At 71.3% G+C, this 23,419-nt stretch carries 22 protein-coding genes; 10 read left to right on the top strand and 12 right to left on the bottom strand.

Annotated features, from left to right (window positions below; genetic code table 11):
- Positions 1–3: 3 nt before the first annotated feature.
- The gene (locus BFN33_RS17330) at positions 4–495 is read right to left on the bottom strand and encodes a hypothetical protein (RefSeq protein WP_069760962.1); all 492 of its coding nucleotides are present in this window, start codon (positions 493–495) and stop codon (positions 4–6) included.
- An 86-nt stretch (positions 496–581) separates the two neighbouring features.
- Between BFN33_RS17330 and BFN33_RS17335 the strand changes: the two genes are divergently transcribed.
- Together BFN33_RS17335 and BFN33_RS17340 are read left to right on the top strand one after the other, a co-directional pair.
- Entirely contained in the window at positions 582–1,787 is a 1,206-nt protein-coding gene (locus BFN33_RS17335) for a right-handed parallel beta-helix repeat-containing protein (protein WP_069760963.1), read from the top strand.
- A 52-nt stretch (positions 1,788–1,839) separates the two neighbouring features.
- Positions 1,840–2,250 carry a hypothetical protein gene (locus BFN33_RS17340; protein WP_069760964.1) on the top strand — a complete coding sequence of 137 codons (411 nt, stop codon included), beginning with the start codon at positions 1,840–1,842 and terminating at the stop codon, positions 2,248–2,250.
- Positions 2,251–2,287: 37 nt separating this feature from the next.
- Here the strand turns inward: BFN33_RS17340 and BFN33_RS17345 are convergent, their stop codons facing one another.
- Entirely contained in the window at positions 2,288–2,959 is a 672-nt protein-coding gene (locus tag BFN33_RS17345; protein WP_069761136.1) for a DNA polymerase beta superfamily protein, read from the bottom strand.
- Positions 2,960–3,044: 85 nt separating this feature from the next.
- Here BFN33_RS17345 and BFN33_RS17350 point away from each other — a divergent pair, with 85 nt between their 5' ends.
- Positions 3,045–4,043: an LLM class flavin-dependent oxidoreductase gene (locus BFN33_RS17350; RefSeq protein WP_069760965.1), complete on the top strand. Its 999-nt coding sequence runs from the start codon at positions 3,045–3,047 to the stop codon at positions 4,041–4,043.
- 10 nt (positions 4,044–4,053) lie between these two features.
- Positions 4,054–6,402 (top strand): excinuclease ABC subunit UvrA, encoded by a 2,349-nt coding sequence (locus tag BFN33_RS17355; RefSeq protein ID WP_069760966.1) that lies wholly within the window; start codon positions 4,054–4,056, stop codon positions 6,400–6,402.
- Here BFN33_RS17355 and BFN33_RS17360 read toward each other — a convergent pair whose 3' ends face one another.
- The 5 genes from BFN33_RS17360 to BFN33_RS17380 form a co-directional block, all read right to left on the bottom strand.
- A complete protein-coding gene (locus tag BFN33_RS17360; RefSeq protein WP_218108991.1) occupies positions 6,403–7,305 on the bottom strand; it encodes a 1-acyl-sn-glycerol-3-phosphate acyltransferase in 903 nt (300 codons plus the stop codon).
- Positions 7,305–8,075, bottom strand: coding sequence for a GNAT family N-acetyltransferase (locus BFN33_RS17365; protein ID WP_069760967.1), 771 nt, complete (start codon positions 8,073–8,075; stop codon positions 7,305–7,307). Before BFN33_RS17365 ends, BFN33_RS17360 begins: the two co-directional genes overlap by 1 nt.
- Positions 8,076–8,361: 286 nt before the next feature.
- Complete coding sequence (locus BFN33_RS17370) at positions 8,362–9,111, bottom strand: succinate dehydrogenase/fumarate reductase iron-sulfur subunit (RefSeq protein WP_069760968.1); 750 nt, start codon at positions 9,109–9,111, stop codon at positions 8,362–8,364.
- On the bottom strand, positions 9,108–11,054 hold the full coding sequence (locus tag BFN33_RS17375) for a fumarate reductase/succinate dehydrogenase flavoprotein subunit (protein WP_069760969.1): 1,947 nt from the start codon (positions 11,052–11,054) through the stop codon (positions 9,108–9,110). The genes BFN33_RS17370 and BFN33_RS17375 overlap by 4 nt, the downstream gene beginning before the upstream one ends.
- Positions 11,055–11,056: 2 nt before the next feature.
- Positions 11,057–11,728, bottom strand: coding sequence for a succinate dehydrogenase (locus BFN33_RS17380; RefSeq protein ID WP_069760970.1), 672 nt, complete (start codon positions 11,726–11,728; stop codon positions 11,057–11,059).
- A 120-nt stretch (positions 11,729–11,848) separates the two neighbouring features.
- Between BFN33_RS17380 and BFN33_RS17385 the strand changes: the two genes are divergently transcribed.
- Both BFN33_RS17385 and BFN33_RS17390 read left to right on the top strand, forming a co-directional pair.
- A complete protein-coding gene (locus BFN33_RS17385) occupies positions 11,849–12,736 on the top strand; it encodes a LysR family transcriptional regulator (protein ID WP_069760971.1) in 888 nt (295 codons plus the stop codon).
- A 41-nt stretch (positions 12,737–12,777) separates the two neighbouring features.
- On the top strand, positions 12,778–14,010 hold the full coding sequence (locus BFN33_RS17390) for a PQQ-binding-like beta-propeller repeat protein (RefSeq protein WP_069760972.1): 1,233 nt from the start codon (positions 12,778–12,780) through the stop codon (positions 14,008–14,010).
- Positions 14,011–14,024: 14 nt separating this feature from the next.
- Here the strand turns inward: BFN33_RS17390 and BFN33_RS17395 are convergent, their stop codons facing one another.
- From BFN33_RS17395 to BFN33_RS17405, 3 genes are all read right to left on the bottom strand, one after another.
- Positions 14,025–16,160 (bottom strand): bifunctional diguanylate cyclase/phosphodiesterase, encoded by a 2,136-nt coding sequence (locus tag BFN33_RS17395; RefSeq protein ID WP_069761137.1) that lies wholly within the window; start codon positions 16,158–16,160, stop codon positions 14,025–14,027.
- Complete coding sequence (locus tag BFN33_RS17400; protein WP_069760973.1) at positions 16,157–16,978, bottom strand: SAM-dependent methyltransferase; 822 nt, start codon at positions 16,976–16,978, stop codon at positions 16,157–16,159. The genes BFN33_RS17395 and BFN33_RS17400 overlap by 4 nt, the downstream gene beginning before the upstream one ends.
- Before the next feature lie 283 nt (positions 16,979–17,261).
- Entirely contained in the window at positions 17,262–18,227 is a 966-nt protein-coding gene (locus tag BFN33_RS17405) for an SCO0930 family lipoprotein (RefSeq protein ID WP_069760974.1), read from the bottom strand.
- A 765-nt stretch (positions 18,228–18,992) separates the two neighbouring features.
- On the opposite strand from BFN33_RS17405, the gene BFN33_RS54325 reads away from it, so the two are divergent.
- From BFN33_RS54325 to BFN33_RS17415, 3 genes are all read left to right on the top strand, one after another.
- Positions 18,993–19,124: a hypothetical protein gene (locus tag BFN33_RS54325; protein ID WP_256122779.1), complete on the top strand. Its 132-nt coding sequence runs from the start codon at positions 18,993–18,995 to the stop codon at positions 19,122–19,124.
- A gap of 21 nt (positions 19,125–19,145) precedes the next feature.
- Positions 19,146–19,910, top strand: a complete 765-nt coding sequence (locus BFN33_RS17410; protein ID WP_069760975.1) for a DUF4239 domain-containing protein — start codon at positions 19,146–19,148, stop codon at positions 19,908–19,910.
- A gap of 205 nt (positions 19,911–20,115) precedes the next feature.
- On the top strand, positions 20,116–20,652 hold the full coding sequence (locus BFN33_RS17415; RefSeq protein WP_069760976.1) for a hypothetical protein: 537 nt from the start codon (positions 20,116–20,118) through the stop codon (positions 20,650–20,652).
- A 102-nt stretch (positions 20,653–20,754) separates the two neighbouring features.
- On the opposite strand, the gene BFN33_RS17420 is transcribed toward BFN33_RS17415, so the two are convergent.
- The gene (locus BFN33_RS17420; protein ID WP_069760977.1) at positions 20,755–21,246 is read right to left on the bottom strand and encodes a hypothetical protein; all 492 of its coding nucleotides are present in this window, start codon (positions 21,244–21,246) and stop codon (positions 20,755–20,757) included.
- 333 nt (positions 21,247–21,579) lie between these two features.
- On the opposite strand from BFN33_RS17420, the gene BFN33_RS17425 reads away from it, so the two are divergent.
- Positions 21,580–22,251: a class F sortase gene (locus BFN33_RS17425; protein ID WP_069760978.1), complete on the top strand. Its 672-nt coding sequence runs from the start codon at positions 21,580–21,582 to the stop codon at positions 22,249–22,251.
- A gap of 30 nt (positions 22,252–22,281) precedes the next feature.
- Here the strand turns inward: BFN33_RS17425 and BFN33_RS17430 are convergent, their stop codons facing one another.
- Positions 22,282–23,151, bottom strand: a complete 870-nt coding sequence (locus tag BFN33_RS17430) for a polysaccharide deacetylase family protein (RefSeq protein ID WP_069760979.1) — start codon at positions 23,149–23,151, stop codon at positions 22,282–22,284.
- Between the last annotated feature and the right edge of the window lie 268 nt (positions 23,152–23,419).

Below are 23,419 nucleotides of genomic sequence, written 5' to 3' on the forward strand. Positions count from 1 at the left end.
CTCTCAGGTCCGCCCCTCCCGCTCCTGCGCCACCTCCAGCGCCGCGGAAGGGGCGGTCCAGTGCGCCCGTACGACGGTGAATCCGGCCCGTTCGGCGTCCGCGCAGACCAACTCGTCGTCGTCCACCAGGACCCGGATCTCGCGGGTGCGGGCGAGCCGCTTCAGGATCTCCAGCTTGGTGCGCCGGGCGGGCCGCCGGTCGTCGTTGCGCCGCATGTACACGCGCCCCTCGGGGAGCCCCTGCGCGGCGAGCCAGGCGAGCGTGTCGCGCCGGCAGCGCTCGGGCCGCCCGGTGAGGTAGCGGATCTCGCACTCCTCGGCACGCTCCAGCACCAGCGCGATGCCCTCGGGGATCGGCGGGTCCTCGGGCGCGGCCGCGAAGAAGGCGTCCCAGTCGCGCGGTCTGCGCTCCAGGAACCGCTGCCGGTGGGCCGTGTCGGCCAGGGTGTTGTCCAGGTCGAACACGGCGAGCGGGCGCTTGTCGCTTTCGGTCACACCATCCACCCTAGACCCGGCAACCTTCCCGCCCCGGGTGACCACTGCCTGGCACATACAGCAGTCAGGCCGAGGCGGGAGACCCCATGCACGTGAACAAGGCGATCTGGACGGCGGCAGCGGTGAGCGCCGTACTGATGACGGCATTACCGGCGACCGAGGCAGCCGCGGCGCCGACGACCCTGGTGGTGGCGACGAACGGGAACGACACCGCCCCCGGCACCCTCGCGCAGCCCTTGCGCACCGTCCAACGGGCGGTGGACCTGGCGAAGCCCGGCGACACCGTCGCCGTACGGGCGGGGACCTACGCGCTCACCGACAACATCACCATCGCCACCGCCGGCACCGCGTCCCAGCCCATCTCTCTCGGCGCCTATCAGGGCGAGCGGGTCGTGATCGACGGCGAGCAGCTGGCGGCGAGCCACACCCCGGTCGGCGGCAGCATCCCGCGGGCCGAGCGCGGGGCGATCCACCAGGAGGCGTCGTACTGGCGGATCTCGGACCTGGAGATCGTGAACGGTCCCTACGGCGTCTACTGCGACGGCTGCAACGGCAATGTCTTCGCCCGGCTGAAGACCCACGACAACTACGAGTCCGGCTTCCAGCTCCAGGGCGCCTCCAGCAACAACCAGATCCTGAACCTGGACAGTTACGCCAACCGCGATCCGCGCAAGAACGGCGAGAGCGCGGACGGGCTGGCCGTCAAGGAGGGGTCGGGCACCGGCAACGTCGTGCGGGGCGCCCGGTTGTGGAACAACGTCGACGACGGCTTCGACGACTGGAAGTTCACCTCGCCGGTCCTCATCGAGAACACGATCGCGTACGGCAACGGATTCAACCGCTGGAACTTCCCCGACTTCGCGGGCGACGGCAACGGCTTCAAGCTCGGCGGCGGCAGCCCGGCACCGGCGGTGGCGCACACCCTGCGCAACTCGATCGCCTTCAAGAACGCGGCGCACGGCGTGACGGACAACGGCAACACCGGCGCCCTCGCCCTGTCGCGCAACTCCACGTGGGCCAACGGCGGAACCGGCTTCGACGCCGACGTCTCGGGTGGCAAGGCCAAACTGTCCGCGAACCTGTCCGTCGCCGACGCCAAGGCCGCCGCGCTCGGTTCGGCGACCGTCTCCAGCGGGAACTCCTGGGATCTGGGCGGCACTTGGAACGCGTCGTCGGTACTGAGCACGGACCCCGCGCCGCTCACCGGCGCACGCGGGGCCGATGGTTCACTGCCGTCGGCGCCGTCGTTCCTGGTGCCGCGGAGCGGGGCCGCCGTGGGAGCGAGGTTCTGATCCGGCCGACCCGGTGACGCGGGGCGCGAACCGCATGGATCATGCTTCTCCCATGCCCTCGACGCCCGGCACCTCCCTGATCGGCTCCGCCTCCTGCACCGTCGTCGTCTGCCGGGGCTGCTGCTGCGGCGACGCCCGCAAAAACCCGGGCACCGACCACGCCTGGCAGTTGGAGCTGCTGCGGGCGGGGGCGGCCTCGCACGGCTTCCAGGTCCGCACGACCGACTGTCTGGGCCCCTGCGACCAGGCGAACGTCATCGTCGTGCGGCCCTCCGCCGCCGGGCGCCGGGCGGGTGGCCGGGCCGCCTGGATCGGGTTCGTCATGGACGACGACGGCACCGAGGAGGTCGTGCGGTGGGCGGCAGCGGGCGGCCCGGGGGTCGCTGAGCCGCCGCTGACGCTGGAGCTCCAGTTCATCGAACCGCCGCGGGAGGCGAGGGTGCGGTCGCGCCGCCGGCGTTGATGGCTGGCAGGACCGGACCCGTCAACGAAGCCCCCGCTCACGCCGCCGTGTCGTAGAACTCCGCGCGGACGCGGCGCAGCCACGCCTCGGCCGGTCGCTCGTCGGGCCGCTCCGGCAGCACACTGCGGGTCTCGGTGAACGCGGTCTCGTAGTGGGCGAGCAGTGACCGGGCCGACGCGGGATCGGCGGCGACGGCGTCCCCGAAGCGGTGGTACTCCTCGGGATCCACGACCCGCACCGCGAGCCGTCCGGTGGTGTACAGCTCCAGACCCTGGTGGCAGAGCCGCTTCAGATGCCGGGCGTGCTTGGCGGTGCGGTGGTCGCCGGCGCGGCTCTCCAGTTTCCTGAACTGCTGGGTGGCGTACCCGAGATAGGCGTCCCGGACCCGCTGGGCGCTCAGGAACGACCCGCGGATGGCGATCAGTTCGTCGCCCAGCGGGGTGCGGACCTCGTACAGCTCGTCCGGCAGCCAGACCAGCTCCATCACGGTCGGATTGCCGCCGAGGGCGAGCCGGCACCACTTCGCCGCCTCGTGCAGGGTGCGGTCCGGTGCCGTGCTGACGTGGGACTCCTTCGGCGTGTGCAGGCCGAGCAGGGTCTCGGTGGGCGCGGCGAACATGCCGAGCCGGTCCACGTCGGAGCCCTCGCGGGCGAGTCCGTACGCGGTCGAGCCGACGATGCCGGAGAGCAGGATGTTCTGGACGGTCACGCGGTCCATTGTGCTGACCTGCGGCGATCGTGGTCATCCGGTTTTCCGGCGGGAATAGCCCACCCGGTCACGCGTTGAACCCTGTGTGAGTTCCGTGATCGCCGCCACCCGCTTCTCCGTCCTGGACCGCTCCCGCACCCGCGAGGGCGGCACGAACGCGCAGGCACTGCGGGACACCGTCCGGCTGGCGCGTGACCTGGAGGGGCTCGGTTACCACCGGTTCTGGGTCTCGGAGCACCACGGCGTGCCGGGAGTCGCGGGCTCCGCACCGACCGTGCTGGCGGCCGCCGTCGCCTCCGCCACGGACACGATCCGGGTCGGCACCGGCGGTGTGATGCTGCCGAACCACCAACCCCTGGTCGTCGCCGAACAGTTCGGGGTCCTGGAGTCGCTCTTCCCCGGCCGGATCGACATGGGCGTGGGGCGCTCGGTCGGCTTCACCGACGGTGTGCGCAAGGCGCTGGGCCGCGGCAAGGACGACGCCGACGACTTCGCCGTACAGCTGGGGGAGCTGCTGGGCTGGTTCCGCGGCACCTCCCCGACGGGGGTGCACGCCCGGCCGGCCGAAGGCCTGACCGTGCCGCCTTTCGTGCTGGCCATGGGCGAGGGAGCCGCGATCGCGGCCCGCGCGGGCCTGCCGATGGTCATCGGCGACCTCAGGAGCCGCGACAGGATGCGGCGCGGCATCGACCACTACCGCGCGCACTTCCGGCCCTCTGCCTGGGCGCGGGAGCCGTACGTCGTCATCTCCGGGACGGTCGCGGTCGCCGCCACCCCCGAGGAGGCGCGGCGCCTGCTGATCCCGGAGGCGTGGGCGATGGCGTACTCCCGCACCCACGGCACCTTCCCGCCGCTCCCGCCCGCGGAGCGCGTCGAGGATCTCGCGATGAAGGAGAAGGAGCGCGGCTTCTACGAGTCCGGTCTCACCGGGCACATCGCCGGCACCGAGGAACAGGTCGCCCATGAGCTGGAGACGGTGCTGAAGGAGACGGCGGCGCAGGAGGTCCTGGTCACGACCAGCACATACGACCGCGAGGCCCTGCTGGACTCCTTCCGGCGGCTGGCGACGATCACCTCCGGTTAGAGTCGTCCGCATGCCCGACCCCAACGGTTCCCACGACCCGTATGTCCGCGTCCGCGGTGCCCGTGAGCACAATCTCCAAGGGGTGGATGTCGACATTCCGCGGGATGTGCTGGCCGTGTTCACGGGGGTGTCCGGGTCGGGGAAGTCGTCGCTGGCGTTCGGGACGATCTACGCGGAGGCTCAGCGGCGGTACTTCGAGTCGGTGGCTCCGTACGCGCGCCGGCTGATCCACCAGGTGGGCGCACCGAAGGTCGGGGAGATCACCGGACTGCCGCCCGCGGTCTCGCTCGAGCAACGCCGTTCGGCGCCGACGTCCCGCTCGTCAGTGGGGACCGTCACCAATCTCTCGAACTCGCTGCGCATGCTGTTCTCCCGGGCCGGTGACTACCCGCCCGGCGCCGAACGGCTCGACTCGGACTCCTTCTCCCCCAACACGGCGGCCGGCGCCTGCCCGGAGTGTCATGGCCTGGGCCGCGTCCACCGTACGACCGAACAGTCGCTGGTCCCCGACCCGTCGCTGTCGATCCGGGAGGGCGCCATCGCCGCGTGGCCCGGTGCCTGGCAGGGCAAGAACCTGCGGGACATCCTCGACGCGCTCGGTTACGACGTGGACCGGCCCTGGCGTGAACTGCCCGCCGAGCAGCGGGAGTGGATCCTGTTCACCGACGAGCAGCCGGTCGTCACCGTGCACCCGGTGCGCGACGCGGACCGCATTCAACGCCCGTACCAGGGCACGTACATGAGCGCCCGCCGCTATGTCCTGAAGACGTTCGCGGACTCCAAGAGCCAGACTCTCAGGGCGAAGGCCGAGGGCTTTCTGGTCTCCGCCCCGTGCCCGGTCTGCGGCGGCAGCAGGCTGCGTCCGGAGGCGCTGGCGGTCACCTTCGCGGGCCGCACGATCGCCGACTTCGCGGCACTGCCGCTGACCGAGCTGGCCGCCTCGCTGGTCGCCCGCGGCGAGACCGCGCGGTTCCTCACCGACGACCTCAAGTCCCGCATCGTGCCCATCGTCGAGCTCGGTCTCGGCTATCTCAGCCTGGACCGCGCGACGCCCACCCTGTCCGCCGGTGAACTCCAACGGCTGCGGCTGGCCACCCAGTTGCGCTCCGGGCTGTTCGGAGTCGTGTACGTCCTCGACGAACCCTCCGCCGGGCTGCACCCCGCGGACACCGAGGCACTGCTGACCGTGCTGGCGCGGCTGAAGGCGGCCGGCAACTCGGTGTTCGTGGTGGAGCACCAGCTGGACGTCATGCGCGGGGCGGACTGGCTGGTGGACGTCGGGCCGCTGGCCGGTGAGCACGGCGGGCGGGTGCTGCACAGCGGCCCGGTGGAGCAGCTGGCCGAGGTCGCGGAATCGGCGACGGCCCGGTTCCTGTTCGACCGCTCCCCCGTGGTGAAGCGCGAAGTGCGGCCCGGCCGCGGCTGGTTGACGGTCGGTCCGGTCGACCGGCACAACCTGCGCGGGGTGACGGCCGAGTTCCCGCTCGGCGTGTTCACCGCGGTGACCGGGGTGTCGGGCTCGGGCAAGTCCACGCTGGTCGGCGAGATCACGCAGGAGCGGGAGGGGGTGGGCCGTCTGGTCTCGGTCGACCAGAAGCCGATCGGCCGGACCCCGCGCTCCAACCTGGCGACCTACACGGGCCTGTTCGACGTCGTGCGCAAGGTCTTCGCCGGTACCGACGAGGCACGTGAACGCGGTTACGGTGTCGGCCGGTTCTCCTTCAACGTGGCGGGAGGGCGCTGCGAGACCTGCCAGGGCGAGGGGTTCGTCAGCGTCGAGCTGCTCTTCCTGCCGAGCACGTACGCGCCCTGCCCGGACTGCGGCGGGGCCCGCTACAACCCGGCCACCCTCGAAGTGACGTACCGGGAACGGAACATCGCCCAGGTGCTCGACCTCACGGTGGAGTCGGCGGCGGACTTCTTCGCGGACACCCCGGCCGTGGCCCGCAGTCTGGCCACCCTCCTCGACGTCGGTCTCGGCTACCTCCGCCTCGGTCAGCCCGCCACCGAGCTCTCCGGCGGCGAGGCCCAGCGCATCAAGCTCGCGAGCGAACTCCAGCGCGTCCGCCGCGGCCACACCCTGTACCTCCTCGACGAACCCACGACGGGTCTCCACCCGGCCGACGTGGAGGTCCTCATGCGCCAACTCCACGGCCTCGTCGACGCCGGTCACACGGTGATCGTCGTCGAGCACGACATGTCGGTCGTGGCGGACGCGGACTGGGTGATCGACCTGGGGCCGGGCGGCGGGAACGCCGGCGGACGGATCGTGGCGGCGGGGACTCCGGAGCACGTGGCCGGCGTGGAGGGGAGTGCCACGGCCCCCTATCTGGCCAGGGCACTGACGTCGGGCACCTGACTATGGGGTGCCCGACGGTGACCGCCTCCACCGCGTGCCGGCAGGCTCATGGCTGTTGCCCGTCGGGCGGTCGGCCTCGCCGCCGTGGCCGTCGGGGTGCCGGTCGGCGGTGTGCTGCCCGGTCCGCCCGTGGCACGAGCACGACTGCGCCGCCCGGGCCAGTGAGCGGCGGTCGGGGTGGCTGCCCGGGGTGACGGGGTCCACGACCTCCACCTCGGCCATCAGGCCCCGTGCCGACACCACCCGCCACACCGACGTGAGCAGGGAGTCGTCGCCGATGAAGGCGGGGGCCGTACTGGATCCGCCGTCGACAAGGCGGTACCGCAGACTCACCGGCTGGACGGGCACCCCGGCGTCCAGGGCCGCCTGGAACACCGCGCGACGGAAGTGGCCCTGGGCGCGACCGCACCAGGTGCTGCCCTCGGGGAAGACGGCGACCGCGGCGCCCCCGCGCAGCGCGTCGGCGATCCGGGCGACCGTGTCCGGGAGGGCACGCAGCCGGTCCCTCTCGATGAACAGCGCGCCGCTGCGGGCCGTCAGCCATCCCGCCACGGGCCACTGCCGGATCTCGGACTTGGCGAGCATCCGCGCGGGGCGTACCGCGGCGAGCAGCGGGATGTCCAGCCAGGAGATGTGGTTGGCGACCAGGAGCACCCCGCCCGAAGGCGTGGCGGCGCCGGACATGCGGACCCGGACCCCCGAGGCCCGCACCACCGCCCGGCACCACCACCTGACCGCGTCGGCCGGGATCAACCGGCCGACCGGCAGCAACGCGATCCCGGCGAGCAGCACCGAAGTGACCGCGAGGAGCCGCAGCACGGCACGGGGTACGGCCGTGGCGACCCCCGTCCGCTCCACACACGCCCCCGGGGTGCAGGGCGCGCTGGGCAGCCAGACGCTCATCAGGCCGGGGCGAGCGAGAGGAAGTGCCGCAGATAGCGGGCGTTGACCCGGCGCATCGACAGCAGCACGTACATGTCGGCGACCCCGAAGTCCGGGTCGTGGGCGGGCTGACCGCACACCCAGGCGCCGAGGCGGAGGTAGCCGCGCAGCAGCGGGGGCAGCTCGGTGTGGGCGGCGGGCGTCCCCTCGGCCGGCTCCCAGGGCAGCAGGGGCCGTACCCGGAACTCCTCGGGAGCCAGGTACTTGGTGCGCACCCGGTCCCAGGTACCGGCCGCGAGGGCGCCCCCGTCGGCGAGCGGGACCGAGCAGCAGCCGGCCAGCCAGTCGTGGCCGCGGTCCACCATGTAGCGGGCGATCCCGGCCCAGATGAGACCGATGACGGCGCCGTCGCGGTGGTCGGGGTGCACGCAGGAACGGCCGACCTCGACGAGACCCGGGCGGATCGCGTCGAGCGACGCGAGGTCGAACTCGCCCTCCGAGTAGAGGCGTCCGGCCACCGCGGCCCGCTCCGGGGGCAGCAGCCGGTAGGTGCCGACGACCTGGCCGGTCACGGTGTCACGGACGAGCAGGTGGTCGCAGTAGGCGTCGAAGCCGTCCACGTCGAGGCCGGGTTCCGGGGTGGCCAGGAGGGCGCCCATCTCCCCGGCGAACACGTCGTGCCGCAGCCGCTGCGCGGCCCGTACGTCGTCCTCGTCGCGGGCCAGGGTGACGGTGTAGCGGGTGGGGGCGACGCTCTGCGGGGGACGGTCCAGGGTGGAAACGCCGTTCATGGCACTCTCCAGGTCACAGGCGGAGGCGGCGAGCGGTGCCGCTGTCCCTGTTCTCCCGACGCCGGTTGGCGTGTACGTGACGGATGCCGAGAGCGCGGATGTGCGGAGGCTGAACGGCTCGGGCAAGGTGTCCGGGGCCTCCGACTCCGTCGACCGGCCGGTGTCCCGCCGGTGTCCGGAGCAAGGCCGACCTGATCGATGCGGCGTTCTCCACGTGACCTTGGCGGGGCCGGACCTGAGCACCACGTCCGGCCCCGCCCGTCCGCACCTTGTCGGCGAACGTCTCTCAGCGCCTGGCGACCTTCCGGGTCGCCCGCAGCCATTCCTTGTTCATGCTGGTGATGGAGACCAGCGGAATCCCCTTGGGACAGGCCGTCGCGCACTCACCCGCCAACGTGCAGCCGCCGAAGCCCTCCTCGTCCATCTGCTCCACCATGTCGAGAACCCTGGTCTCCCGCTCCGGTGCCCCCTGCGGCAGCACGTTCAGGTGGTTCACCTTCGCCGAGGTGAACAACATGGCCGCCCCGTTGGGACATGCGGCGACACACGCCCCGCAGCCGATGCACTCGGCGTGCTCGAAGGCGAGGTCGGCGTCGGGCTTGGGTACCGGCGTGGCATGCGCTTCCGGAGCCGCCCCGGTGGGCGCGGTGATGTATCCCCCGGCCTGGATGATCCGGTCGAAGGCCGACCGGTCCACGACCAGGTCCTTGATCACCGGGAACGCGGACGCCCGCCACGGCTCCACGTCGATCGTGTCGCCGTCCGAGAAGGACCGCATGTGCAGCTGGCAGGTGGTCGTCCGCTCGGGTCCGTGGGCGTCGCCGTTGATGACGAGCGAGCACGCGCCGCAGATGCCCTCACGGCAGTCGTGGTCGAAGGCCACCGGATCCTCACCGCGCAGGATGAGCTCCTCGTTGAGGGTGTCCAGCATCTCCAGGAAGGACATGTCGGACGAGATGCCGTCCACCTCGTACGTGGACATCGCGCCGTCGGCGTCGGCGTTCTTCTGTCGCCAGACGCGCAGGGTGAGCTTCATGCGTAGCTCCGCTGAGTGGGGTGGACGTACTCGAAGACCAGGTCTTCCTTGTGCAGGACGGGAGCCTCGCCGGTGCCGGTGAACTCCCAGGCCGCCGCGTAGGCGAACTCGTCGTCCCGGCGGGCGGCTTCACCCTCGGGTGTCTGGGACTCCTCGCGGAAGTGACCGCCGCAGGACTCGGCGCGGTGCAGTGCGTCGAGGCACATCAGCTCGGCGAGCTCGAGGTAGTCGACGACGCGATTCGCCTTCTCCAGCGACTGGTTGAACTCCTCGCCGGTGCCCGGGACCTTGATCCGCCGCCAGAACTCCTCGCGGATCTGCGGGATGCGCTCCAGCGCCTTGCGCAGGCCGGAGTCGGTGCGCGCCATCCCGCAGAACTCCCACATGAGTTCACCGACCTCGCGGTGGAAGGAGTCCGGGGTGCGGTCGCCGTCGACGGCCAGAAGTAGGTTGAGCCGGTCCTCGGTCTCCGCCAGCACCTCCTGCACGGCGGGGTGTTCACCGGTCACCGCGTCCTGGTGCGGGTTGCGGGCGAGGTAGTCGTTGATGGTCGCCGGCAGCACGAAGTAGCCGTCGGCCAGGCCCTGCATCAGCGCGGAGGCGCCGAGGCGGTTGGCCCCGTGGTCGGAGAAGTTCGCCTCGCCGATCGCGAACAGGCCGGGGATCGTGGTCTGGAGGTCGTAGTCGACCCACAGTCCGCCCATCGTGTAGTGCACGGCGGGGTAGATCCGCATCGGCACCTCGTACGGGTCCTCGTCGGTGATCCGCTGGTACATGTCGAAGAGGTTGCCGTACTTCGCCGCCACGGCCTCCCGGCCCATGCGCCGGATGGCGTCGGCGAAGTCGAGGTACACGCCCTGTCCGCCCGGCCCGACCCCCCTGCCCTCGTCGCAGACGTTCTTCGCGGCGCGGGAGGCGATGTCGCGCGGGACCAGGTTGCCGAAGGACGGGTAGATGCGCTCCAGGTAGTAGTCGCGCTCGTCCTCGGGAATCCGGTTCGGCGCACGGGTGTCGCCCTTGGCCTTCGGCACCCAGATCCGGCCGTCGTTGCGCAGCGACTCGCTCATCAGCGTGAGCTTGGACTGGTGGTCGCCGGTGCGCGGGATGCAGGTCGGATGGATCTGGGTGAAGCAGGGGTTGGCGAAGTGGGCGCCGCGCCGGTGGGCCCGCCAGATGGCCGTCGCGTTGGAGTTCATCGCGTTCGTCGACAGGTAGAAGACGTTGCCGTAGCCGCCGGAGGCCAGCACCACCGCGTCCGCGAAGTAGGTGTCGATGCGACCGGTGACGAGGTCCCGGGCCACGATCCCGCGGGCCCGGCCGTCGACGACGATCAGGTCGAGCATCTCGGTGCGCGGGTGCATCTCGATGTTCCCGGCGGCGATCTGCCTCGACAGCGCCTGATACGCCCCCAGCAGGAGCTGCTGGCCCGTCTGACCGCGGGCGTAGAAGGTCCGGGATACCTGGACGCCGCCGAAGGAACGGGTGTCCAGCAGACCGCCGTACTCCCGCGCGAAGGGCACGCCCTGCGCCACGCACTGGTCGATGATCTCCACCGAGATCTGCGCCAGGCGGTGGACGTTGGACTCCCGCGCCCGGAAGTCGCCGCCCTTGACGGTGTCGTAGAACAGCCGGTGGATCGAGTCGCCGTCGTTGCGGTAGTTCTTGGCCGCGTTGATGCCGCCCTGCGCGGCGATGGAGTGGGCGCGGCGCGGGGAGTCCTGGTAGCAGAACTGGACGACGTGGTAGCCCTGTTCGGCGAGGGTCGCGCCCGCGGAGCCGCCCGCGAGGCCGGTGCCGACGACGATCACCGTGTGCTTGCGGCGGTTGGCGGGGTTGACGAGCTTGGCCTCGAAACGGCGCTTGTCCCAGCGCTCGGCCACCGGACCTGCCGGAGCCCTGGTGTCGGCTACCGGTTCGCCGGTCGCGTAGTCGGTGTACGTCATGTTCAGCTCACCACTCCGGTCATGACACCCACGGGCACGGCGATGAAGCCGGCCGTGAGCAGCAGTGCGAGGACATTGGCGACGGCCTTGAGGGCACGGTCGCGGGTGCGGCTGCCGACGCCGAGGGTCTGCGCGGCACTCCAGAAGCCGTGCCGGACGTGCAGGCCGAGGGCGAGCATCGCGACGATGTAGATGACGTTGCCGTACCAGGTGGAGAAGGTGTCCACGACGTTCTGGTACGGGTGGCCCTCCTGGAAGCCGCCGGAGTGCACGGTGCCGGTCGTCAGGTCGAGGATGTGCCACACGATGAACAGGCCGAGGATGGTCCCGCCCCAGCGCATGGTGCGTGTCGCGTAGCTCGCCCGCGGCTTCTTGTGGACGTACTTGCCGGGCCGGGCCCTGATGTCGCGGCGGCTGAGCTGGTAGGCCGAGACGGCGTGCGCGACGACGGCGACGACCAGGACGATCCGGATGAGCCAGAGCGTCCACTCGTAGTGCATGAACGGTTCCCCGACCGTGCGCAGCCAGTGCGCGTAGTGGTTGAACTCGCCCGCCCCGAAGAAGATCTTCAGGTTGCCGATCATGTGAACGACCAGGTAGAGCAGCATGATCAGGCCGCTGACGGCCATCACGGTCTTCTTGCCGACGGAGCTGTCCCACACGGTGCGTGCCATGGACGGCCGTCGGTCCGTCCGCGTTGCCAGAGCCATGGGTCAAGACGCTAGAGCCGAACGAGCCGATCGGTCCAAGACATGGTCCGGCTTGATTCCATAGAGAGCGACTATCGTAAGGGGATGCAGTTCCAGCAGCTCCAGTACTTCGTGGCGGTCGCCGAGACCCGGCACTTCACCCGCGCCGCCGACCTCGTCCATGTGGCGCAGCCGTCCCTGTCCCAGCAGATCAAGGCCCTTGAGCGGGAGCTCGGGGCCGACCTCTTCCTGCGGGCGCGCGGCAACATCGCCCTCACCGACGCGGGCGAGGCCCTGCTGCCGCTGGCCCGCCGCATCCTGGCCGACGCCGACACCGCCCGGCACGAGGTGCAGGAGCTGGTGCAGCTGCGCAGCGGCCGGGTCCGGCTCGGCGCGACCCCGAGCCTGTGCACCGGTCTGCTGCCGGACGTGCTGCGCGCCTTCCACGACCGCTATCCCGGCATCCGGCTGATGATCGAGGAGGGCGGCTCCCACGATCTCGTACGGCTGCTCGCGCGCGGCGCCCTCGACCTGGCCCTGGTGGTCCTCCCGCTGCCGTCGCCGTCCCCGGCGCTGACGACGGTGGAGCTGCTGCACGAGGACCTGGTCGTCGTGTCCTCGCCGGAGGCACCGGCCCCGGGTGGCCCGGGACGCCGTACCGTGCGCGTCGCCGACCTGGAGAGCGAGCCCCTGGTGATGTTCCGGCACGGCTACGACCTGCGCGAACTGACCGTGGCCGCATGCCGCGCCGAGGGCTTCGAGCCGGACTTCGCGGTGGAGGGCGGGGAGATGGACGCGGTACTGGGCTTCGTTCGGGCGGGCCTGGGCGTGGCCGTCGTACCGCGCATGGTCGCCACCCGCTCGGGGCGGGGGCTGCGGGTCACCCCGCTCGCCCGGCCCGGCCTGCGCCGGACGATCGCGCTGGCCCACCGCAGCGATGTGGCTCCGCCGCGGGCGGCACGGGAGTTGCAGCGGATGCTCCTGGAGCGGTGAGCGGTCGTAGCATGGGGTTTTCTCAGACGGGGTGGGCGGGGATGAAGCGGCAGATCGTTGCGGTGGGCGCGGCACTGCTGGTGCTGGTGGGGTGTGCGGGGAACACCTCGTCCGGCGGACCGAAGGGCCCGGCGGTCGCCTCGCCGTCCGGTGACTCCGGGCCGACGGTGGAGACGACCTCGAGGTCCGTCTCCGGCCCGTGGCGCGCGTGGACGGCGTCCCTCTCCAGCCGGGAGGCCCACGGCAGTTGCGGCTCGACGGCGCACCAGGTGGTGTGCGCGACGAACTCCGGCGGATTCGTGGGGCGTTCGCGGGCCGACGGCCGTATCACCTGGACCGTGCCCGCGGGCGACCACGGCAAGAGCGCCGGACTGGTCGTCGACGCGGCCGACGAACGGGCCGTGACCGGGGTCGCGGGCAGGCTCCGCGCGGCGAACCTGCGGACGGGCGCGCAGGCGTGGACCCATCAACTGCGCACCGGTCGCACCTACTTGGCTCTCGGCGCTGCCGACGGGATCGTCTACGCTCTCGACGCACCGGATCCCTTCACCGGCACCGCCGCCCTCGACGCCGTTCGCGCATCCGACGGCACGCCCCTCTGGCACCGGACCGTCGCCTGGAGCACGGGCGAACCCCTGGCCGCCTTCCGGGGCCGCGTCTACACGGCCGACGGCACCCGGGTCACCGCCCGGGACGCCCGCACCGGCGACACCGTGGCGACCAGCCCCACGGGCGTCGAGTGCCCGCATCTCGTCACCGGCGGCCACTACCTGGTCTGCACCGGCAGCCCGTTCTCCGCCGGGGACACCTTCCCGCCCATGCGGCGCCTGGATCCGGCGACGCTGAGGCCGCTGCCGACCCCGAGGAACACGATCGACAAGCCCGTACGCGGGGTGATCTCCGACGACGGGGTCCTGGTGCTGTACGAGGCCGGCGCTGAGGACACGAGCGCGGGCAACTGGTTCGCGTACGACCTCGAGAACGACCGCAAGCTGTGGAGCACGTACGCCACCGAGGCGGACGCCGCCGTGGCAGGCGGCCGGTTCGTGACCTTCACCCCCGTCAACGACCGCACCAGGCGGGGCCGCGTGCTCACGATCGACCTGCACGCCGGTCCGCACGGGACCGGAACCGCAGCGCCCCGCATGTCCGCGGCGTACTCGCAGACCAGAGGCGGCGAACACCCCGTCTTCGTCGCGCCGGGCAGGGACACGGGCCACATCGTCGTCATGGCCCGTACCCACGGTTCCCTGCGCTCGCTGCCGCTGCCCTAGGAACGGAGCGGGGCTCAGCCCGTCGCGTCCACCAGCGCCAGCTCGTGCAGCCGCTCCGGCGGGCCCGGGCGGGCGTAGTACCAGCCCTGGGCCGTGTCGCAGCCCAGTATCCGCAACTGCTCGGCCTGGGCCCCGGTTTCGACCCCCTCGACCGTCACCGCGAGGTTCAGGCCGTGGGCGAGCGAAACGATACCCTCGACGATCTTGAGGTCGACGGGATCGGCGGGGAACTGCTGCATGCTCTGGGTGAAGGAGCGGTCCAGCTTCAGAACGCTGACCGGGAGGCGGCGCAGGTTCGCCAGGTTCGAGTAGCCGGTGCCGAAGTCGTCCAGGGCGATGTCGACGCCCATCTCGGCGAGCCGGCGCAGCGGCTTGAGGAGGTCGTCGTCGGCGCCGATGAGGGCCGACTCCGTGACTTCGAGGCAGAGGGCGTCCGGCTCGACGCCGGCGCGCTCCAGGATGTCGACGGTGTCCTGGACGAGGCCGGGGTGGGTGAGCTGGCACGGCGAGAGGTTGACGTTGATCCTCAGGGGGCCGTTCTCCCCGTACCGTTCTCGCCATTCACGGGCTTGGCGTACCGACTGCTCCAGGACCCAGCGGCCGAGCGGCACGATCAGCCCGGTGTGCTCGGCGAGCGGGATGAACCGGTCCGGGCCGAGCACCCCGTGCTGCGGATGCAGCCAGCGCACCAGCGCCTCGGCGCCCCGCACACTGCCGTCGCCGAGGTGGACCAGCGGCTGGTACTCGATGAAGAACTCGCCGCGGTCCAGGGCCGCGGGCAGCGCCGTGGTCAGCCCGTGCCGGGTGATGGCACGGGCGTCGGCCTCCGGGTCGGCCAGCTCGAAGCGGTTGCCGCCCGCCGACTTGGCCCGGTACATGGTGATGTCGGCGCTGCGCAGGACCTCCGCCGGACCCCGCTCGCCCGTGGGGCCCTCGACGATGCCGATGCTGCCGCGCACGGTCAGCTCACGGCCGTCGATACGGACCGGTGCGAGCAGCACGTTCATGATGCGCGCCGCGAGGTCGTCGACCTCGCTCTCGGTGTCGGGCCCGGTGGTCAGCGCCACGAACTCGTCACCGCCGAGCCGGGCCACCATCTCGCCCGGGGCGGTCGCACAGGACTGGAGCCGGTCGGCGACCTCGACGAGCAGCCGGTCGCCGGCCGCGTGGCCGAGGCTGTCGTTGATGGTCTTGAAGCCGTCGAGGTCGAGGTAGCACAGGCCGAACCGCTGGCCCTCGCCCGCGTTCAGCGCCTTCTCCAGGCGCTCGAAGAACAGCGTGCGGTTGGGCAGTCCGGTGAGCGCGTCGTGCGTGGCCTCGTAGCGCAGCCGGAGATTGAGCAGCCGGCGCTCGGTGGTGTCCTCCATGAGGGCGAGCTGGTACTGCGGGACGCCGTCGGCGTCGCGCAGCAGGGAGACCGTCAGGTTGGTCCACAGGACCGTTCCGTCCGGACGGTAGAAGGCCTTTTCGAGGTGGTAGTGCTCGCGGTCACCGCGGACGAGTTCGTCGTAGAGCGTCCAGGTCTGGGGGGCGTCCTCGGGGTGGATCCACTCCTGGACCCGGCGGCCGCGCATCGTCTGGTCGGAGACTCCGAACATGCGCAGCAGCGCGCCGTTGACCTGGAGGACGTTGCCGTCCAGGTCGGCGATGCCGATCCCTATGGCCGCGCCCTCGAACACCGCGCGGAACCGGGCCTCGGTCGCGTGCAGCGCCTGCGCCACCACGCCCTGCGCCTCGAGGGCGGCCTTCGCGATGGCCTCCTGCTCGGCCAGCGTCCGCTCCCGCAGCGCCTGCGCGAACCCGGCGGCCATGGCGTGCTGGAGGCGTGCGGAACGCGACCGCAGGTCCTCGCGGTCGCCGTCTCCGCCGCAGTACAGCACCAGATACGCGTCGACGCAGTCCAGGGAGCGGGTCAGCGCGTCCGGATCCGTGCAGTGCGCGTCGACGAGGGCGGCGCCGACCGCCCGGCCCGCGTCGGTGTCGACGACCCTGGCCGCGAGCGCCTCGCTCAACCGGCGGGCCAGCGGCAGCAGTTGTTCCTCGAACTCCGGCCGGGTCGCGGACGTCGACGTCACCGGGAACACGGCCCGGCTCCAGATCGTCGCGAACCGGCGCAGTCTGTCCTCCGGCCCGTCCGGCTCGGCGATCACGCGGTACGCCCCACGCCGGCGAACCCGGAGAAGGCCCACGGATCCTCGTCGTCGGGGTTCCAGGTCGCCGACTCGGGCCGCCACCGCGGCGGCGACACCAGTCCCGGTTCCACCATGTCGTACCCCTCGAAGAACCGCGCGATCTCGTCGCGCGAGCGCATGATCAGCGGGTTGCGGATGTCCTTGTACACGTCCACCGCCCCCTCGGTCCGCTCCTGCGGAAGCGGCATTCCCTCGTACGACGCGTGCGTGAGCACCAGCAGGCTGCCGGGCGCGAGTGCGTCGCGCAGCTGCGCCACCGCTCCGTAGGGGTCGTCCGCGTCTTCCACGAAGTGCAGTATGGCAACGAGAAGCAGTGCCACCGGCCGGTTCAGGTCGATCAGGCGCTGAACCTCGGGGCTGGCGAGGATCTCGCGGGGCTTGCGAAGGTCGGCGGCGACGACTCCCGCGTCCGCGTTGCCCTCCAGGACGGCCTGGCTGTGCGCGACGGCCACCGGGTCGTGGTCGACGTAGACGACACGGGCGCCGGCGCGGGCGCTCTGGGCGACCTCGTGGACGTTGCCGAAGGTCGGGATGCCGGAGCCGATGTCCAGGAACTGGGAGATGCCCTCCTCGGCGGCGAACCGCACCGCCCGCCGCAGGAAGGCCCGGTTGGCCTGCATGGTCTTCGGCAGCCCCGGTGCGAACTCCATGGCCCTGCGGGCCGCCTCGCGGTCGGCCTCGAAGTTGTGCGAACCGCCCAGGTAGAAGTCGTAGATACGCGAGACACTCGGCACCGAGATGTCGATGCTCCGGGGAGCCCAGGCGGGACGCTCCATGTATCTCTCCAAGGCGTAGACGATCCGGTGTTCGAGCTGAGGCTACTGATCGGCCGCCAATGGAGCGAGCGGAAACGGAAATTGACCGTCCGTTCCCGGTCACTGCCTGCGGCACGTGCCGCCGCGCAACTCTGTGAACTCCCTACGAAAAGTAGGCGCCGCACTCCGGAGAGTTCCGGAGCGGGCGCCGACTCGCGGGGAGTTGGGGGGAATCACGGCAAACCGGCCCGCCCCCTCCGTGCGGCGCGGAGGGGGCGGGCCGGTGGTTCGGGCGGGACCGCCGTCACTTGTCGGAGACGCCGACCATGTCTCCGTTGGGACGGACGGCGTACCAGGTGCCGCCGACGCCCTGGCCGTTGGTGTCGCCGGGCTGCTTGTCGGCCGCGAAGGTGTAGATGGGCGAGCAGTTGACCGTCTGCTGCTTGACGCCGTCGGAGCGGGTGAAGCTCATCAGGCCCTTCTTCTGGACGTCCTTGGTGTCGTTCGCCGACACCGGCCCCACGACCGGCCACTTCTCCAGGCAGGCACCGAGGCAGTTGGAGACCGGCTCGGGCCAGGCCTTGTCCTTGGCGAAGCGGTAGACCGTCATGCCGTTCTTGTCGACGACGATCTCACCCAGGTTGGGGTCGTTGCGCGTGGACAGTCCGGGCAGACTGGCGACCGACGCCTTCTTGCCCGTGGGCGCCAGCGCGTACCACTTGCCGCCCACGCCCTGGCCGGTCAGATCGCCGGCCTTGGTGTCCTTCGCATAGCGGTAGGCCGGCCAGCCGGCGATGGTCAGCTGCTTACTGCCGTCGGCCCGGGTCACCTCACCGAGCAGCGCCTTGTCGATACCGGCGCCGGCCGAGGCGTCGTTCGCGGGTACCGGCGGCCAGGCGGTCGCGCAGTCGCCGTTGCAGTTCGACTTCGGCGGCTCGGCGGTGTCCTCGTCGAAGCGGTAGAGGCTGTGACCGGCACTGTCGGTCAGCACGTCGCCGAGTTCGGCGTTCGCGGAGACCTCGAGCTTGCCGGCCGAGGCCGACTGGGCACCCAGGTTGCCCTGGCCACCGCCCACGGTCGAGCTGGGGCTCGGGCTGGTACCGGTACCGATACCGGAGCCGACACCGCCGTAACCGCCCGCCGCCGCCGTGGCACCGACGTTCTGGCTGCCCACCGACGACGTGCCGCCTTCCTGACCGCACGCCGTCGTCAGCACCAGCACCGCCGCGGCGCCTGCCACGAGTGAGGCGTTCCGCCAGGAGGTCTTCATCGTCAACTCCCCATAATTAAAAAGGGTGTTGCAGCGCCCTGCTGCGCCGCCGCACGACCATGGGTACGCACCGGAGCAGGGGTTGTGTTCAACCGTCCCGAATATTTCTTTTCGGAAGCTGTGACCACACCCGCCTCAGACCGCACAGCTGTACCCCCCACCGGACGGACGCGCGCCCGGAATTCAAACATCGGGCGACCCCTTGTCCCTCCTTCGGGCCAATCTCTTCGCGCCCGCGCGTGTGAGGGCGTGGCAGGCCTCATGATCTCCGTCGTGCATCGACCCGAATCACCCCAATCCGCCTCCGCCATACGGGTGTTGGCCCTGCTGACGTTGACGTGGGCGCTCATCGGTCCCACGGCCGGGGTGGCCGAGGCGGATGCCTGCGCCTACGCCTCTGCCGGCCCCGACGGCGCGCAGGCGGTGGCGGTCGCCGGCAGTCCCACCTGGCCCACCTTCCCGCCGTGCCCGAAGCCCGAGCCGCCACCCCCGCCCACTCCCACTCCGACACCCCCCGAGCCTCCGTGTACGCCGACTCCCCCTCCCGACCCCACGCCGACACCGACGGTGAAGCCGCCGAAGCCGGCACCGACCCCCGAGCCCCCGGAGCCACCGGCTCCCCCGCCGCCCGCGCCGGCACCGCAACCGGCCGCCCCGCGGCCGCGCCCCACACCGCCCCCCGCACCCACCCCGACACCGGCCCCCACCCCGACCCCGACGCGGAAGCCGCCGCCCAGGCCGGCCCCGGCCCCCTCCGCGAGCCCGGTGACCTACCCGGCCTACCACCACGCGAAGGCGCCCGACCGGCGCACGCACAGCACGACCTCGCCCGTGATCTACGTCCTGCTCATCACCGCGCCCGCGGTGGTCGCCGTGGCCGCCCTGCGGCCCCGCTAGTGCCGATCCTGGAGGCACCCCTTGCCGGAATGGCTTGTTCTCATCCTCGCGATGCTGGCCGCGTGCGCCGTGGTGGTCGCCATCACGCTCATCCGCCACAAGGCGGCGCCCGTGGACGAGGATCCCAGCGAGACCCCCGACGTCATCGAGTACATGACGATGTGGATCGGGGTGGTGTACGCCATCGTCCTGGGTCTGGCCATCGCGGGCGTGTGGGAGGCCCGCAGCGCAGCCCAGGACCACGTCCAGGCGGAGGCCCAGGCGCTGCACGAGATCTCGGAGCGGGTCCAGGTCTATCCGGCCGGCACCCGTGACCGCATTCGGAACGATGTCAACGCCTATGTCGGACACGTCGTCACCACCGAGTGGAAGGAGATGGCCGACCACCGCCGCATGACGGCGCGCGGCACCGAACTCCTCGACCGGATGCGCACGGACGTCACCTCCTACCAGCCGAGGACCGACTTCGAGGCGCAGGCCTACCAGCCGCTCGTGGACCAGGTGGCGGCCGTGGACCAGGCCCGCAACGCCCGTGCCGACTCGGTCGAGCCCACCATGCCCGGGGTGGTGTGGTTCGGTCTGCTGGGCGGCGGTGTCGTCACCATCGGCATGGTCTTCGCGCTGCAGATCCGGCGTACGACACGCGAGCTGATCCTGGCCGGCCTGTTCTCCGCTCTGATCGCCTTCCTGCTCTTCCTGATCTGGGACTTCGACGCCCCCTACAGCCGTGGCATCACGGCGTCGGCGGAGCCGTTCTTCGCCCTCTTCCCGGGCATCAAGGGCTGACGGCGTCCCACCGCGGGCACATCCGGGGACGTCCGGCGTCCGACACACCGTCGGCGTCCCCCGACCGGCCCACACGCGTGCCCCATTCGGAGCGACAGCGATCGCGCGGACGTACACCTGTTCCTAGCGTTTCGGTCATCGAGGTGCATTTCTGACCAAGGCGGAAAAGGTCCGCAGCTGCTCCTCGGGGACCGGAGGAACCACCATGCGCGCGATACGCGTCGCTTCGGCCGCACTGCTGGGCGCGACCGCCCTGTCCTTCGCCGCACCGGCCGCCGTGGCGAAGGCCGACACCAGCATCACGCCCTTCGGCTTCAGCGTCCTGCCCTCGACCATCGCCGCGGGCGGACAGGTGGCGCTCCTGCTGGAACGGAACCACGGCGGCTGCAGGGGTTCGGCGACCGTCACCTCGGACGTCCTCGACACGGTCGTCATCCCGCCGCACAAGAGCTACGCGACGGCCATCGTCGACTGGGACGCCAGACCCGGTTCGGTGTACCGGGTGACGTTCACCTGCGACGGCGTGAGCGGGTCCACGCGTGTGACCATCGCCGGCGGCCGCCCGGACGGTCCCACACCGGTGCCGCTCCATCCCGACCACGGTGTGCAGGCCGGTGAGGGCGGCAGCAGCATCGCCGGGTTCGACCTCAAGGAGCTCGGGATGGGCGCCGCGCTGATCACGGGGTCGATCGGAGCGGCGTACTACTTCTCCCGTCGTCGCCCCGGCGAGGACGACGCGTGACGGCTCCGCCGGGCGCGCAGACCTCCGCCCCGGTCGTTCCTCTCGGAATCCGGGGCGAAGGCCTGTGCCACGTGCGGTCGGACGTCTCCGAAGGGGCGGAGATCAGATGTGCTTCTCGGACCGCCGGCGCATCCAGAACACGCCGCCGCCGACGACGGCCAGGGCCACGAGGCCGCCGCCGATGGCCATGTCGGTCGGGGTGGCCCCGGTGGAGCTGCTGCCGCCGAGGCCACCGCGGACTCCGCCGATGACGGTGAAGGCCGTGGGGTTGATCACGGTGCCGTTGCCGCAGACGACGCTGATGCTGTGCGATCCCGTGGACGCGTTCCGATTGACCGTGGCGCGCCCCGTCGCCAGGTTGTTGCCCCCCGTCCTCAGCCTGATCGTCCGGAACGCGTCCGAGCTCGCGGTGGCGTTGCCGGTGCAGTTGTTGACGGTGATGGTCAGTTGTCCGCCCCGGGCGATGACATTGGGCAGGGCGACGACATTGCTGGGGCTCAGGTTCATGCCGTCCCGCGCGACGGCCGCCGGGGCGGCGAGTCCGAGCACGGCGACCGCGGCGCCGGCGGCTGCCAGGGCACGAGTAGTACGCATGTGAATCCTCCGCGGGAGACGCCCCGGGAACGGTCCCCGGTGGATCGGCGAGAAAACGCCTCCCAGAATGACCCTCAGATGCCGTGCGCAAGCCCGCATTTCGGCATTGGGCCGTACTGGTGAGAGGACACGCCGAACGAAAAGCGCACAATCGGATATCTCCGCAGGTCACGGGCCGTCAGAAAATTCCTGCTCACGGCAACTCGGATGGCGCACCACCCGCGTCCCGGCGCCACCCGTTCGCCGCCGACCCGTCGCCGGTTCCGCGCGCGGGACTTAGCGTTCTCGTATGCGCGAATGACGTGGCGACGGCCGCGTCGAGAGGGGAAGTCAATGTCTGCGTCCGAGCTGGCCGGGCTGGCCGAAGAGGAGGAGCAGCGGAAGAAGCGCGCTCCCTGGGGCGTGATAGCGCTTGTTCTGCTGACCGGTCTGGCGCTCATTCGGAACGGTTCCGGGGAGTTCGACGTCGGCCCGCCGCAGCCCGCGTCGGCGGCCGCGGCGGACAGCCGGGTGCACGGCTCCGCCTTCGGCAACGCCCCCGCTCCCCTGCCGTACGCCGCGCCCGACCGGGTCTCCATCCCGACGATCCGGGTCGACGCGCCGATGGTGCCGGTCGGCCTGGACTCGGACGGCTGGGTCGGCGCGCCGCCGCCGGAGGACCCGAATCTGGCCGGCTGGTTCACCGGCGCGGTCTCCCCCGGCGAGAAGGGCACCGCGGTCGTCGTCGGCCATGTCGACAACAAACAGGGCCCCGCCGTGTTCTACGGACTCGGGGCCCTGAAGAAGGGAAATCGCGTCGAGATCAGGCGCAAGGACGGAAAGACGGCAGTCTTCGAGATCTACGGCATCGAGGTCTTCGAGAAGAACAATTTCCCCGGAGACCGTGTCTACGGCTCCAAGGGAACCCCCGAATTGCGGGTCATCACCTGCGGGGGCGGATTTTCCAAGAACAACGGCTACGACGGAAACGTCGTCGCCTTCGCCCGCCTGGTCGAGGTTCGCTGAGAGTTCCCCGACCAGGCGGGCGCGATCCGGCTATACGTATTGCCGTCGCGGGACGGTGAGGTGATAGCCGGAATCGATGAGCTGCGGCAGATAGGCGCGCAGCGCCCGGACACTCTGGGAGCGGTCGCCCCCGGCGTCGTGCGAGAGCACCACGACGCCGGGGGCGGCGCCGTGCTCCACCGCGCCCACGATGCGGCGGGTGCCCGGGGTGGTCCAGTCGAGGGTGTCGACGCTCCAGGCGAGGGGTTCCATGCCGAGCTCGGCGCCGAGCTGGAAGGCGGCGCGGTTCCAGGCACCGTAGGGGGCACGGAACCATTCGGGCCGCTCGCCGTAGGCGTCCTCGATGACGTCGCAGGTGCGTTCCATCTCGGAGCGGATGCGGGAGCGGGTGAGCCGGGTGAGCAGGGGGTGGGACCAGGTGTGGTTGCCGACGACGTGTCCCTCGTCGGACATCCGGGCCAGCAGGTCCTGGTTGTCGACCGCCATCTCCCCGCACACGAAGAACATCGCCCGTACGTCGTGCTCGGCCAGCGTGTCCAGGATGTGCGGGGTGTAGCGGGGGTCGGGTCCGTCGTCGAAGGTCAGCACCATGGTCCTGCCGCGTCCGGAGACCTTCAGCAACGGCTCGTGGCGCACCGGCGTCTTGCGGTGGGTGGTGTGCGGCGGGCCGTATCCGGTCAGGGGCTGGAGCCGGTAGGCCGAGGACTTGACCGCGCGGTGGGCCGGTGGTGGGCCGGCGGCGGGGAGCGCCGGCCCGACCCGCTCCTCGCCGGTGACCGCCGCGAGCACTCCGGCCGTGCCGGCGGCCCCGACCGCGGCGGCGCCCGCCAGCAGGGCGCGACGCCGGGTGAGCACCGCCGCCGTCGACGACAGCCGTGTGAGCAACTGATCCTTCGTCATGACTCATCAGTCGCCCGGCGGGGCTCCGACGCACCTCAGCAACACCGGTGTGGCGGCACGAATACACCCGCCCGGCTCAGCGAGGACGTACGCGGCGGCATGGCGGAACGTCAGGCCGACGCCGTACGAGGGCAGTCGGCTTGGGCCCGGCCTCGTCCCCTCCGTCGAGGCCGGGCGCCGAGGGCGGCGGCGGGCTTCGGGTGCGACCCGCTCGCGGCCCGCCCTTCGGGTGCCCCCTCTGCCGAAAACTTGCGCACTCATGTCGACA

Origin of the sequence: Streptomyces sp. LUP47B (assembly GCF_001746295.1) — a bacterium.
Taxonomy (GTDB): Bacteria; Actinomycetota; Actinomycetes; order Streptomycetales; family Streptomycetaceae; genus Streptomyces.

What these genes read in the sequence shown, in the direction of transcription:
- BFN33_RS17340 (WP_069760964.1), top strand. Translation starts at nt 1,840, where the DNA reads ATGCCCTCGACGCCCGGCACCTCCCTGATCGGCTCCGCCTCCTGCACC.
- BFN33_RS17355 (WP_069760966.1), top strand. Translation starts at nt 4,054, where the DNA reads ATGCCCGACCCCAACGGTTCCCACGACCCGTATGTCCGCGTCCGCGGT.
- BFN33_RS17365 (WP_069760967.1), bottom strand. Translation starts at nt 8,075, where the DNA reads ATGAACGGCGTTTCCACCCTGGACCGTCCCCCGCAGAGCGTCGCCCCC.
- BFN33_RS17375 (WP_069760969.1), bottom strand. Translation starts at nt 11,054, where the DNA reads ATGACGTACACCGACTACGCGACCGGCGAACCGGTAGCCGACACCAGG.
- BFN33_RS17385 (WP_069760971.1), top strand. Translation starts at nt 11,849, where the DNA reads ATGCAGTTCCAGCAGCTCCAGTACTTCGTGGCGGTCGCCGAGACCCGG.
- BFN33_RS17390 (WP_069760972.1), top strand. Translation starts at nt 12,778, where the DNA reads ATGAAGCGGCAGATCGTTGCGGTGGGCGCGGCACTGCTGGTGCTGGTG.
- BFN33_RS17360 (WP_218108991.1), bottom strand. Translation starts at nt 7,305, where the DNA reads ATGAGCGTCTGGCTGCCCAGCGCGCCCTGCACCCCGGGGGCGTGTGTG.
- BFN33_RS17400 (WP_069760973.1), bottom strand. Translation starts at nt 16,978, where the DNA reads ATGGAGCGTCCCGCCTGGGCTCCCCGGAGCATCGACATCTCGGTGCCG.
- BFN33_RS17405 (WP_069760974.1), bottom strand. Translation starts at nt 18,227, where the DNA reads ATGAAGACCTCCTGGCGGAACGCCTCACTCGTGGCAGGCGCCGCGGCG.
- BFN33_RS17335 (WP_069760963.1), top strand. Translation starts at nt 582, where the DNA reads ATGCACGTGAACAAGGCGATCTGGACGGCGGCAGCGGTGAGCGCCGTA.
- BFN33_RS17430 (WP_069760979.1), bottom strand. Translation starts at nt 23,151, where the DNA reads ATGACGAAGGATCAGTTGCTCACACGGCTGTCGTCGACGGCGGCGGTG.
- BFN33_RS17420 (WP_069760977.1), bottom strand. Translation starts at nt 21,246, where the DNA reads ATGCGTACTACTCGTGCCCTGGCAGCCGCCGGCGCCGCGGTCGCCGTG.
- BFN33_RS17415 (WP_069760976.1), top strand. Translation starts at nt 20,116, where the DNA reads ATGCGCGCGATACGCGTCGCTTCGGCCGCACTGCTGGGCGCGACCGCC.
- BFN33_RS17425 (WP_069760978.1), top strand. Translation starts at nt 21,580, where the DNA reads ATGTCTGCGTCCGAGCTGGCCGGGCTGGCCGAAGAGGAGGAGCAGCGG.
- BFN33_RS17380 (WP_069760970.1), bottom strand. Translation starts at nt 11,728, where the DNA reads ATGGCACGCACCGTGTGGGACAGCTCCGTCGGCAAGAAGACCGTGATG.
- BFN33_RS17370 (WP_069760968.1), bottom strand. Translation starts at nt 9,111, where the DNA reads ATGAAGCTCACCCTGCGCGTCTGGCGACAGAAGAACGCCGACGCCGAC.